12 protein-coding genes and 1 tRNA gene are annotated in these 11,299 nt (G+C 71.9%); 10 read left to right on the forward strand and 3 right to left on the reverse strand.

The window, feature by feature from the left end; genetic code table 11:
- A partial coding sequence (locus AB0J52_RS13370; RefSeq protein WP_500181850.1) for a HAMP domain-containing protein occupies positions 1–995 on the reverse strand: 995 nt, incomplete at its 3' end.
- A 158-nt stretch (positions 996–1,153) separates the two neighbouring features.
- Here AB0J52_RS13370 and AB0J52_RS13375 point away from each other — a divergent pair.
- Positions 1,154–1,402: a hypothetical protein gene (locus tag AB0J52_RS13375; RefSeq protein ID WP_500181851.1), complete on the forward strand. Its 249-nt coding sequence runs from the start codon at positions 1,154–1,156 to the stop codon at positions 1,400–1,402.
- 113 nt (positions 1,403–1,515) lie between these two features.
- On the forward strand, positions 1,516–2,205 hold the full coding sequence (locus tag AB0J52_RS13380; RefSeq protein ID WP_500181852.1) for a response regulator transcription factor: 690 nt from the start codon (positions 1,516–1,518) through the stop codon (positions 2,203–2,205).
- 54 nt (positions 2,206–2,259) lie between these two features.
- Here the strand turns inward: AB0J52_RS13380 and AB0J52_RS13385 are convergent, their stop codons facing one another.
- A complete protein-coding gene (locus tag AB0J52_RS13385) occupies positions 2,260–3,063 on the reverse strand; it encodes an SAM-dependent methyltransferase (RefSeq protein ID WP_500181853.1) in 804 nt (267 codons plus the stop codon).
- Positions 3,064–3,781: 718 nt separating this feature from the next.
- Here AB0J52_RS13385 and AB0J52_RS13390 point away from each other — a divergent pair.
- Positions 3,782–4,045 (forward strand): hypothetical protein, encoded by a 264-nt coding sequence (locus AB0J52_RS13390; protein WP_500181854.1) that lies wholly within the window; start codon positions 3,782–3,784, stop codon positions 4,043–4,045.
- A 146-nt stretch (positions 4,046–4,191) separates the two neighbouring features.
- On the opposite strand, the gene AB0J52_RS13395 is transcribed toward AB0J52_RS13390, so the two are convergent.
- Positions 4,192–4,263 (reverse strand) — tRNA-Arg (locus AB0J52_RS13395).
- A 132-nt stretch (positions 4,264–4,395) separates the two neighbouring features.
- On the opposite strand from AB0J52_RS13395, the gene AB0J52_RS13400 reads away from it, so the two are divergent.
- The 7 genes from AB0J52_RS13400 to AB0J52_RS13430 all read left to right on the forward strand — a co-directional run.
- Positions 4,396–4,755 carry a response regulator transcription factor gene (locus tag AB0J52_RS13400; RefSeq protein WP_500181860.1) on the forward strand — a complete coding sequence of 120 codons (360 nt, stop codon included), beginning with the start codon at positions 4,396–4,398 and terminating at the stop codon, positions 4,753–4,755.
- Positions 4,756–4,804: 49 nt separating this feature from the next.
- The gene (locus AB0J52_RS13405) at positions 4,805–5,476 is read left to right on the forward strand and encodes a DALR anticodon-binding domain-containing protein (RefSeq protein ID WP_500181855.1); all 672 of its coding nucleotides are present in this window, start codon (positions 4,805–4,807) and stop codon (positions 5,474–5,476) included.
- Positions 5,473–6,867, forward strand: a complete 1,395-nt coding sequence (gene lysA / locus AB0J52_RS13410) for a diaminopimelate decarboxylase (protein WP_500181856.1) — start codon at positions 5,473–5,475, stop codon at positions 6,865–6,867. Before AB0J52_RS13405 ends, lysA begins: the two co-directional genes overlap by 4 nt.
- A 20-nt stretch (positions 6,868–6,887) precedes the next feature.
- Positions 6,888–8,177, forward strand: coding sequence for a homoserine dehydrogenase (locus AB0J52_RS13415; protein ID WP_500181861.1), 1,290 nt, complete (start codon positions 6,888–6,890; stop codon positions 8,175–8,177).
- Between the two features lie 132 nt (positions 8,178–8,309).
- A complete protein-coding gene (gene thrC, locus AB0J52_RS13420; RefSeq protein ID WP_500181857.1) occupies positions 8,310–9,377 on the forward strand; it encodes a threonine synthase in 1,068 nt (355 codons plus the stop codon).
- Positions 9,378–9,448: 71 nt separating this feature from the next.
- Positions 9,449–10,339 (forward strand): homoserine kinase, encoded by an 891-nt coding sequence (gene thrB, locus AB0J52_RS13425; protein ID WP_500181858.1) that lies wholly within the window; start codon positions 9,449–9,451, stop codon positions 10,337–10,339.
- 431 nt (positions 10,340–10,770) lie between these two features.
- The coding region (locus AB0J52_RS13430; protein ID WP_500181859.1) for a Rho termination factor N-terminal domain-containing protein at positions 10,771–11,299 on the forward strand (529 nt) is incomplete at its 3' end.

Below are 11,299 nucleotides of genomic sequence, written 5' to 3' on the forward strand. Positions count from 1 at the left end.
GTGACCGACAGCGGCCGGTCGACCCCGGCGAGCGTGGCGGACCAGCGCGAACGCAGCCCTGAGAGCAGGCCCGGGACGTCCAGGACCTCGGCGTCGGGTCCGGCGTCGCGGGCGAGCCGGAGCAGGTCGTCGATGATGTCGCGCAGGTGCTCGCCGCGGCGGACGGCGGCGCGGATCGCGGCGGTGAGGTCGGCGCCGGGGCGTTCCAGCGCCGACTCTAGGCCCAGCAGGAGCCCGGTCAGCGGGGTGCGGAGCTGGTGCGAGACGTCGGCGCTGAAGGCGCGTTCGCGGTCCAGCACCGAGCCGAGGCGGCGCGCGGTGACCTCCAGGGCGCGGCCGGCCTCGTCGGCCTCGCGGACGCCGGACGGCTCGGCGCGGACGGTGAAGTCGCCGTCGCCGAGGGACTGCGCGGCCCGGGTCAGCCGCTCCAGCGGGCGCGCGAGCCGCCGCGACTGGTAGAACGCGGCCGCCGCGGCGAGGCCGATGACCACGACGGCGAACGCGGCCATCAGCAGCCAGGCCCGGTTGCGCCGGTCGTTCACGTCGTCCTGCGGCATGCCGACCCGGGCGATCGAGGTGACCCCGGCCTCCGACGGGATGGGCGCGACGACCGTGAGGGTGCCGCCCTCGACCGACTCGTGCAGCCGCCCGTTGGCCGCCTCGGACGCCAGCGGGGAGGCGTCCGGGCCGTCCCCGACGATGCGGCGGCCGTCGACCCGGTAGATCCCGATGACCAGGCGCCGGTCCAGCCCGGCGGGCTTGGCGAACGGGCGCGGGTTGTGCGCCTCGTCGTCCGGCGCGGTCGCGGCGACCCGGGTGGCGTCCCGCTCCAGCTTGGTGATCGCCTCGCTGTGGTAGAGCCGCTCGACGGCGACGGCGAGCAGCAGCGCCAGCACGAGGACGGCGATCGAGGTGATGCCCACGATGGTGACCAGGAGCTGGCGGCGCAGCGGCGTGCTCGCGGCGCGGGCCTCGTCCCGGACCGGCATCGGCATCCCCCTCCCACCTGGGCGCCCGTTTGGTGAACGGAGGATATCGGGGCCGTCCGGAGGCGAAAGTGAACGCCACCATAACCGTCGTTGGACGGACTTCTCACTCACCGGGGACTAGCCTGGCCGCGGAACGGACACGGAACACGCTCGGGAGGCCGTACATGCGCAGGGTGCTCGTCGGAGTCCTCGCCCTGGCGGTACTGGCGACACTGGGCCTCGGGCACACCGCCCGGTCCCCGCTGTCCAACGCGTGCACCGCGGAGCCGCACGACGGGTCCCGGCTGTCCAAGGTCGTGGACACCGTCAGCGACACCCTCCAGATGACGCCCCGCAACACCTACTGCCACCAGCCGGAACGCGGCGGGGTGAGCCGTCCGGCCCCCGAGTCCGGCCACGGCGCCCCGGCATAGCGCCCACGGCCCCGACGCGGTGGCCGCCAGGGGAGAACACGGTGCTGACCGGGGTGAACACCCGAAACTCGTGTGAACGTCACGCTAACCTAGCCGCCCCTACGCTAGGCGGCATGGCGGGACCATACGTGCTCGTCGTGGAAGACGACGAGGTCATCGGCACCGAGCTGGGCGAGGCCCTGGCGGCGCAGGGGTACGAGCCGGGCTGGGCGGCCACGGGGAAGGACGCGCTGGAGCGCGTGTCCGCGCGCGCCCCCGACCTGATCCTGCTCGACCTCGGCCTGCCCGACATGGAGGGCGTGACCCTCTGCCGGCGGCTCCGGTCGGTGCTCACCGACACGATCATCGTCGTCCTCACGGCCCGCACCCAGGAGTTCGAGGTGGTGGTGGCGCTCGACGCGGGCGCCGACGACTACCTGACCAAGCCGTTCCGGCTCACCGAGCTGATGGCGCGGCTCCGCGCCCACCTGCGGCGCAGCAGCGCGTCCCGGGCGGACGAGCGGTTCGTCGGGTCCGGCAGCCTGAACCTGGACCTGGCCGCCCGCCGGGCCGTGTTCGACGGCGCCGAGATCGCGCTGCGGCCCAAGGAGTTCGACCTGCTGGCCTGCCTGGTCGCGCGGGCGGGCGAGGTGGTGACCCGGGAGGAGCTCATCGACCAGGTCTGGGACGTCAACTGGTTCGGCCCCACCAAGACCCTGGACGTGCACATCTCCGCGCTGCGCCGCAAGCTCGCCCAGCACGGCGCGGACCCGCGCGCGATCACCACGCTCCGCGGCCGCGGCTACCGCTACGAACCCGCCTGACCGCGCGTCCCACCGACCCCGCCTCGCCTGTCTGCCAGGGACAGGCGGGGCGGTTCAGTTCTTGCGGCCGACCGCGCAGTAGCCGGCGACCTCGTCGGTGGCGTCGACGGTCGGCCGCCAGCGCGTCATCGACACCACGCCCGGGTCGAGGAGCTCCAGCCCGTCGAAGAACGAGGCGACCTCGTCCCGGGACCGCGGCCGCATCGGGTTGGCGGACTTGGCGTTCCAGTCGTGCTGCGCCTCGGCCTGCGCGGACGGGTCGCGGTCGAAGTCCAGCGTCGAGTGCGTGAGGACCAGGTGGCTCCCGGACGGCACCGCGTCCAGCAGCGTCCGGACGATCGCGTGCGCCTCGCCGATGTCGTGCACGAAGTGCAGGACGCCCAGCAGCATGATCGCCACCGGCCGGTCGAGGTCAAGGGTCTGCCGGGCCCGCTCCAGGATGGTCTCCGGATCGCGCAGGTCGGCCTCGATGTAGTCGCACGCGCCCTCGGGCGTGCTGGCCAGCAACGCGCGCGCGTGCACGAGCACCAGCGGGTCGTTGTCGACGTACACGATCCGCGACTCGGGGGCGATGCGCTGCGCGACCTCGTGGGTGTTGTCCATCGTCGGCAGGCCCGTCCCGATGTCGAGGAACTGCCGGATCCCCAGGTCGCCCACCAGGTGCCGGACGGCCCGTCCGAGGAACGCGCGGTCGGCCCGCGCGATCGCCAGGATGCCGGGGAAGGTGCCGATGAACCGTTCCGCGGCCTCCCGGTCCACCTCGTAGTTGTCGTTGCCGCCGAGCAGGTAGTTCCATACCCGCGCGGAATGCGGCACCGACGAGTCGATACGCGCGATCCCGACCTCTGAGCCGCCCACGACAACTCCCCTCACCGACGGATGTCCCCGCTCAGATTAGTCCGGACTCCGCGTGCCGTCTGACCCATCCCTTCCGTCCAGTGAAAAGGCCCCGGCGAAATCTCCTGGCCGCGCCTTCCGCCCACCGCCGAGCAACCCGCATGATGGACGGCATGCAGCGGAAACACGACGACGAGTGGATCAAGATCGCCGGCTGGGAGAACGTCCCCGGCTGCCCGCATCCGGCCACGGTTCTGCAGGCTTGACTGCGTGACCGCGGCCTCTTCTCGAACCCGTTCGAGGAGACCGACATCCGCATCGACCTGGCCTGCGGCCCCGACGGCGAGACCGGCCACTGGCGCGGCTGGTGCGCGCTGAAACTGAACGCCTCCGCCCTACGCGCCCTAGGCCTGCACCCCGACCAGCCCCCAACCCCCTACGCCGGCCCAGAACCACCCCCCTGGTGGAACAACCCCCAAAACCCAACCCGCAGACACGCAAAGCGCCACCACCGCCAGAAGTGACACCCTCTCAGCCACGAAAACCCCGTCCCCCCAGCCTTAATGCAGCGGTTAATGCCACGGCAGCCCAAAACACCCGACCGAGTAAGGAGGGCATGCCATGGGACTCGCTGATCACTCAGTGATGCTGGCGCGAGGGGCATTGGTCTTGCTGTTGGCCGTCGCCTCGGTGTCTGCCACTTCAAATCCTGCTGCGGCTGAGATCATGCAGGGGGCGCATGGGCATCTGCGGCAACCGGACAGCCAACGGCGGTGATCTCGCCGGATACTACGTGCCCGAGGATTCGGAGGCCGGCCACGGAATCATCGTCCGCGCCGGGAAGATCACCAGCTTCGACGCTCCAGGCGCGGCCGGCACAACGGCCTTCGACACCAACGACCATGACCAGGTCGTCGGCACCGGCTTCCCTGAACAAGAAGCCCGCAAGGCGCTGCACGGCCCGACAACCATCCGCGCAATACTCCGAACGGCCAATCCCTGAGGCGGAATGGCGCGGAAGCCGTTCCGCGAATGTTCCGTGGATGGCGGCGAAAGGCTGCGGGCGGGGAAAATTGGCTGTAGAGACAACAAACCCCGGTGCCGGGCGTTGTGCCTGGTCAGCCGGGGTTTTCGTTGGTCCGGAAAGGGTGCCCCCTGCAGGATTCGAACCTGCGCACACGGCTCCGGAGGCCGTTGCTCTATCCCCTGAGCTAAGGGGGCGTTGCGCCTGGTGTTGCTCGGCGCGAGAAGAAGACTACCAGGGTTGGGGACGTGGTGCGCACCTGGTTGTTCGGGGTGCGAGGGGATCGCCGGTCGGCTAGCTTCGGGTGGGTGACCGAGCCACTGGGACGGGTGCTGGTCGTCGACGACGACGAGGTGATTCGGCAGCTGATCGCTGTGAATCTGCAGCTTGAGGGGTTCGAGGTCGTCACGGCGGTGGACGGTCAGGACTGTCTCGACAAGGTGCGGGACGTGCGGCCCGATGTGATCACCCTGGACGTGATGATGCCGCGCCTCGACGGGTGGGTCACGGCGGTGCGGCTGCGCGAGGACGACGAGACGCGGCACATCCGGGTCGTCATGATCACCGCGCGGGCGCAGGAGCACGACGTCCGGCGGGGGAACGAGATCGGGGTGGACGCCTACGTCACCAAGCCGTTCGATCCGAACCGGCTGATCCAGACGGTGCGGAAGCTCGCGGCCGGTGCGTGACGTGTCCGCATAGTGGTCGGATAGTCTCGCGAAGGTGACTCCAGCGGTGGTGAGCGGTGTGCTTCGGGACGCCGTGCGGGACGTCGCGGGCGGGGAGCCCGGCGACGTCACGCTGCGCTGCGTTGGGGCGGGGGTTTATGTGAGCCCGGTGGCGTTCCGGCTGGGGCTGGACGCGGAGGCCGTGGCAGAGGCCGTCTCGCATAGTGAGATTTCGGCCGAGGTCGATCAGGGGTTCGTGGTTCTGCGGGTCCGGCCTGGGGCGCTTGCCGAGGCGATCGTGCGGGATCCGGCCTATGGCTTCACCGACGGGGTGCCGGCCGTGCAGCTGAGAGATCGGCCCCGGGTTTTCGAGAATTCCGGGTTTTCGGTGCGGTACGCCTATGCGCGCGCCATGGCCGTCCAGAGGCGTGCTGCCGATTTCGGGATTCAGGGCGGGACCGTCGAGCCCGCCGGGGACGAGTTGCCGCTGATCCAGGCGCTGGGGGAGATGCCTGGATGGGCGGGGAGTGCCGCGCGCAAGAGGGACGGGCGTCTTCTGGCCCGGGCCCTGTTCCAGATGGCGGACGCCTATCACACGGTCTATGAGCACTGTCCGGCGCTGCCCGCGGGGGAGAAACCCTCGGCGGTGCACGCGTCCCGTGTCACGATCGCGGCGGCGGCGGGCATCGCCTTGCGCAACGGCCTCATGATGATCGGCGAAACCCCGAAAGAGCGGATATGAGCAGAGTTCACCCCGCCGGCCCCCGGCACGCCGGCGTCCTTCCCGAAGACCACCCCCTGCCGCCCCCGGCGGACCTCAACGTCCTGGACGAGCAGGTCTGGCCGCACACCGCCCGCAGGACCGAAGGCGCCATGACCATCGGCGGAGTCGACGTCCGCGACCTCGCCCAGCAGTTCGGCACCCCGCTGTACGTGTACGACGAGAACGACGTGCGCGCGCGGGCACGTGAGTACGCGGCCGCCTTCCACGACGGCAGCGTCCACTATGCGGGCAAGGCGTTCCTGTGTGTGGCCGTGGCCAAGTGGCTCGCGGAGGAGGGCCTCGGCCTGGACGTGTGCAGTGGGGGAGAGCTGGCCATCGCGCTGGCGGCCGGCTTCCCTGTGGAGCGCATCACCCTGCACGGCAACAACAAGTCCGTGCAGGAGCTGGAGCGGGCGGTGGAGGTCGGCGTCGGCCACATCGTCATCGACTCGTTCGAGGAGATCGCCCGGCTCGCCTTCCTGGCCGAGAGGCTGGGCAGGCGGCCCAAGGTGATGATCCGCGTCACGACCGGCGTCGAGGCGCACACGCACGAGTTCATCGCCACCGCCCACGACGACCAGAAGTTCGGGTTCTCGCGGAGCAGCGGGGCGGCGCTGGAGGCCGTCCGGCGCGTCCTGGAGCTGCGGGACACCCTGGAGCTGGTGGGCCTGCACAGCCACATCGGCAGCCAGATCTTCGACCCGGACGGGTTCGAGGTCGCCGCGCACCGGCTGGCGGAACTGCTCGTCGCCATCAGGGACGAGCACGGGATCGAGCTTCCCGAACTGGACCTCGGCGGCGGCTACGGCATCGCCTACACCGACGGCGACGAGCCCATCGACCCGAAGACGATGGCCGATTCGCTCAGGGACATCGTCCAGCGCGAATGCCGTGCGTACGGGCTGGCCATGCCGAAGCTCACGGTCGAGCCCGGACGGGCGATCGTCGGCCCGGGCGGCATTACGCTGTACGAGGTCGGCACGGTGAAGGACGTCGAGGGGCTGCGCACCTACGTGTCCGTCGACGGGGGCATGAGCGACAACCTTCGCACCGCCCTCTACGGCGCCGAGTACACCTGCGTCCTGGCGAGCCGGGAGTCGCAGGCGGAGCCCATGCTGAGCAGGCTCGTGGGCAAGCACTGCGAAAGCGGCGACATCGTCGTCCGCGACCTGTGGCTGCCGGACGACCTGGCGGCGGGCGACCTGGTGGCGGTGGCCGCGACCGGTGCGTACTGTCGGTCGATGGCGAGTAACTACAACCACGTCCCCCGGCCCGCCGTCGTGGCCGTGCGGGACGGCGCGGCGCGGGTCGTCGTGCGGCGCGAGAGCGACGCCGACCTGCTCCGGCTGGATGCGGAGGTAGAGGCGTGAAACAGGGCGGGCCGCTGCGGGTGGCGCTGCTGGGCTGCGGCGTCGTCGGCACCGAGGTCGTACGGCTGCTGCGCGAGCAGGCGGGCGACCTCGCGGCGCGCGTCGGGGTGCCGCTGGAGCTGGCGGGCATCGCGGTCCGCCGGCCCGAGCGGGTCCGCGAGGGCGTGCCGCGCGAGCTGCTGACCACCGACGCGCAGGGCCTGGTCACCCGGGACGACGTGGACATCGTCATCGAGGTGATCGGCGGCATCGAGCCCGCCCGGACGCTGATGCTGGAGGCGATGAAGACCGGCAAGTCGGTCGTCACCGCCAACAAGGCGCTGCTCGCCGAGGACGGCGCGACCCTGTTCGCGGCCGCCCGGGAGTACGGCGCCGACCTGTACTACGAGGCGTCCGTGGCGGGGGCGATCCCCCTGCTGCGGCCGCTGCGCGAGTCGCTGGTCGGCGACCACGTGCACCGGGTCCTCGGCATCGTGAACGGCACGACCAACTACATCCTCGACCAGATGGACACCCACGGCGCGGGGTTCAACGAGGCACTGGAGGAGGCCCAGGCGCTCGGCTACGCCGAGGCCGACCCGACGGCGGACGTGGAGGGCTTCGACGCCGCCGCCAAGGCCGCGATCCTGGCGCAGCTGGCCTTCCACACCCCCGTCACGGCCGCCGACGTGCACCGCGAGGGCATCACCGAGGTCTCCGCCGCGGACGTGGCGGGGGCCAAGGAGATGAACTCGGTCGTCAAGCTGCTCGCCATCTGCGAGCGCGTGCCCGCGGCGGAGGGACGCAACGGGCGGGGCGTCTCCGTCCGCGTCTACCCGGCGATGATCCCGCGCTCGCACCCGCTCGCGAGCGTGCGCGAGGCGTACAACGCGGTGTTCGTGGAGGCCGAGTCCGCCGGATCGCTGATGTTCTACGGCGCGGGCGCGGGAGGCGCGCCCACGGCGAGCGCCGTCCTCGGCGACCTGGTGGCCGTCGCGCGGAACCTGCGCGGCGGGACGCCCGGTCCGGTCGAGGTCACCTATGCCGAGCTGCCCGTCCTGCCCATGGGTGAGACGCGCACGCGCTACTACATCCAGCTCGACGTCGCCGACCGCTCCGGCGTGCTCGCGACGGTCGCGACGGAGTTCGCCAAGCACGACGTGTCGATCCAGGCCGTCCGGCAGGTCGGGTCGGGCGAGGACGCCCAGCTCGTCGTCGTGACGCACCGGGCCGCGGACGCGGCGCTGAACGCCACCGTGGAGCGGTTGCGGAGCTTCGAGGACGTGCGCCAGGTGGCCAGCGTCATGCGGGTGGAAGCCGACGACGTCTAACGGCGACGTTCAACGGCGGCGGGAGTTTTCCACAGCCGCCATGACGGACGACAACGGCGTCGGACGGTCCCTTAGGGTTCGGGTAACGGCCCTAGGATTCAGATAAACCGCAGGTCAGCGAGGAGACCGACTGTGAACGCGACTGCCCGTCCGTGGCGTGGGCTGATCGAGGAGTACCGTGACCGGCTGCCGGTGACGGAGGCGACGCCCGTCGTGACGCTGTTCGAGGGCGGCACGCCGCTGGTGCCCGCCACCCGGCTGTCGGAGCTGACCGGCTGCGAGGTGTACCTCAAGGTCGAGGGGCTGAACCCGACCGGTTCGTTCAAGGACCGCGGCATGACGGTCGCGATCTCCAAGGCCGCCGAGGACGGCGCGAAGGCGGTCATCTGCGCGTCCACCGGCAACACCTCGGCGTCCGCCGCCGCCTACGCGGTGCGCGCCGGGATGACCTGCGCCGTCCTCGTCCCGCAGGGCAAGATCGCGATGGGCAAGCTGGCGCAGGCGCTGGTGCACGGCGCCCGGCTGCTGCAGGTGGACGGCAACTTCGACGACTGCCTGGAGCTGGCCCGCAAGCTCGCCGTCGACTACCCGGTCGCGCTGGTCAACTCGGTGAACAAGTACCGGCTGCAGGGCCAGAAGACCGCCGCGTTCGAGATCGTCGACGCGCTCGGCGACGCCCCCGACGTGCACTGCCTGCCGGTCGGCAACGCCGGCAACATCTCCGCCTACTGGATGGGCTACAGCGAGTACGCCCGCGACGGCGTCGCCTCGCGCCGCCCCCGCATGCTGGGGTTCCAGGCGTCCGGCGCGGCCCCGTTCGTCAAGGGCGAGCCGGTGCTGAAGCCGCAGACGATCGCCACCGCGATCCGGATCGGCAACCCCGCCTCGTGGGACCTCGCCGTCGCCGCCCGGGACGAGTCGGGCGGCGCGATCGACGCCGTCACCGACCGGCAGATCCTGCGCGCCTACCGGATGCTCGCCGGCGAGGAGGGCGTGTTCGTCGAGCCGGCGTCCGCCGCGTCCGTCGCCGGCCTGCTGCAGGCCGCCGAGCAGGGCGTGGTCGAGCGCGGCTCGCGCGTGGTCTGCACCGTGACCGGAAACGGCCTCAAGGACCCGGACTGGGCCATCGCCGGGGCCCCCGCCCCCACCACCGTCAAGGTCGACGCCCAGTCGGCCGCCTCCGCCCTGGGCCTCGCATGACCCCCCAGCGGCCCACCCCGAACGCACCGGAGCCCGGCCCTCACTCGGCCGGGGCCGGTGGGGAGCGGCGGGTGACGGTCGTGGTGCCGGCCACCAGCGCGAACCTCGGGCCGGGCTTCGACTCGCTCGGGCTCGCGCTCACGCTCACCGACGAGGTGACCGTCGAGCTCGGCGGCGACGGCGTGGTCATCGAGGTCGAGGGCGAGGGTGAGGAGGTCGCCGACCGGGGCGACCGGCACCTGATCGTCACGACCGTCCGGGCCGCGCTGGAGGCGGTCGACCGGCTCGCGGGCACCGGCGAGGCCGCCGCGCTCGGCAAGGGCGTCCGGCTGCGCTGCGTGAACCGCATCCCGCACAGCCGGGGCCTGGGGTCGTCCTCGGCGGCGATCGTCGCGGGCGTCCTGGCCGCGCGGGCGCTGCACCCGCACGGCGGCGCGATGGACGACGCGGCGGCGCTGCGGCTGGCCACCGAGATCGAGGGCCACCCCGACAACGTCGCGCCCTGCCTGCTCGGCGGCCTCACGGTCGCGTGGGACGACCGGGCCGTCCGGCTCGACCTCGACCGCGAGGTCGTCGCGTTCGTCCCGGAGACGCGGCTGGCGACCGAGCGGGCCCGGGGACTGCTGCCCGAGACCGTCCCGCACGGCGACGCCGCGGCCAACGCCGCGCGTGCCGCACTGCTGGTCGCGGCCCTGACGGGCGGTCTGGACGACACCGTCCTGCTGGCCGCGACCGAAGACCGGCTGCACCAGGAGTACCGCGCTCCGGCCATGCCGGAATCCGCCGAATTGATCCGGAAGCTTCGGGATGGCGGGGTTCCAGCGGTCGTGTCCGGTGCCGGGCCGACTGTCCTGGCCTTCACATCAGGCTCGCGGGTTGATTCAAGCGCGCTTGGAGTGGGTATCGGGTGGCACGTACACCCCTTGCGTGTCGCCCCCCGCGGTGCCTCGGTCCACATCTGACCCGCGTCCGCGAGCGGCCGGGGTGTGACCCATCCGGCTAGGTAAAATGCGAAGACATCGACCTCTGGGGAATAGCAGTGTGCCCTGGTGATGTTAGGCTGAATGCCGCACCAGATGCCCCGTTCGGGGCCGTGTGCTCGTCAGCCACGCGTCACCTGACCGGCCCGTCGGCCGAGTCGGTCCCGCGTACCAGGCTTCCCGTCTCCGTGACACTCCGTTGTCCGGCAGTCCAGCGAACTTCGGATCCCCGCGGTCATGGGAAGGCCCATGAGCGAGCCGTCCCGGCCGACCGCCATCTGGCTGTTGCCCAGCATCGCCCGCCGCGGCTCCGCCGCGGTACGGCGAGCCCGACTCGGCGCCCCCGCCGGGCCGCACCACCGGGTTGACTGGCCGAACGCCGGCCAACGCCCGCTCCCTGGGAAGGACCCTTAGTGAGCGAATCCAGCGAACTCCTTACGGACGCATCCAGCACGGCCGCCGCCGGCGCGGACGAGGCCGGTCAGGCCGCCCCCCGACGCCGCCGTGCCACCGGCACGGGCCTGTCGGCCATGGTGCTGACCGATCTCAAGAAGATCGCGTCCGACCTCGGCATCAAGGGCGTGAGCCAGATGCGCAAGGGCCAGCTCATCGCCGCCATCCAGGAGAAGCAGGGCGGCGCGGGCCAGGGCTCCCCGGGGGTCGAGCAGGGAGCCGCTGCCAGCGACCGCGCCGCCTCTCCGAAGGCGTCCGGCAAGGCCTCCGAGCGCGCCGCCGACAAGGCGACCGACCGGACGGCCGACAAGACCGACAAGGCGGAGAAGGCCGAGCGTCCGCGCCGGACCCGTACCGCCGCCGCCAAGCGCGAGGGCGAGGCCGTGACGGCCGACGCCGGCCAGGCGGAGGCCCGGCAGGCCGAGGAGCGCCCCGACCGGGCCGAGCGCGGCGAGCGTGACCGTGACCGGGGAGACCGCGGCGAGCGGG

The sequence above is a fragment of the Spirillospora sp. NPDC049652 genome (assembly GCF_040675125.1).
Classification (GTDB): domain Bacteria; phylum Actinomycetota; class Actinomycetes; order Streptosporangiales; family Streptosporangiaceae; genus Spirillospora.

Coding starts and splice junctions, on each gene's coding strand:
- AB0J52_RS13375 (WP_500181851.1), top strand. CDS start 1,154: ATGCGCAGGGTGCTCGTCGGAGTCCTCGCCCTGGCGGTACTGGCGACA.
- AB0J52_RS13380 (WP_500181852.1), top strand. CDS start 1,516: ATGGCGGGACCATACGTGCTCGTCGTGGAAGACGACGAGGTCATCGGC.
- AB0J52_RS13390 (WP_500181854.1), top strand. CDS start 3,782: ATGGGCATCTGCGGCAACCGGACAGCCAACGGCGGTGATCTCGCCGGA.
- lysA (WP_500181856.1), top strand. CDS start 5,473: ATGAGCAGAGTTCACCCCGCCGGCCCCCGGCACGCCGGCGTCCTTCCC.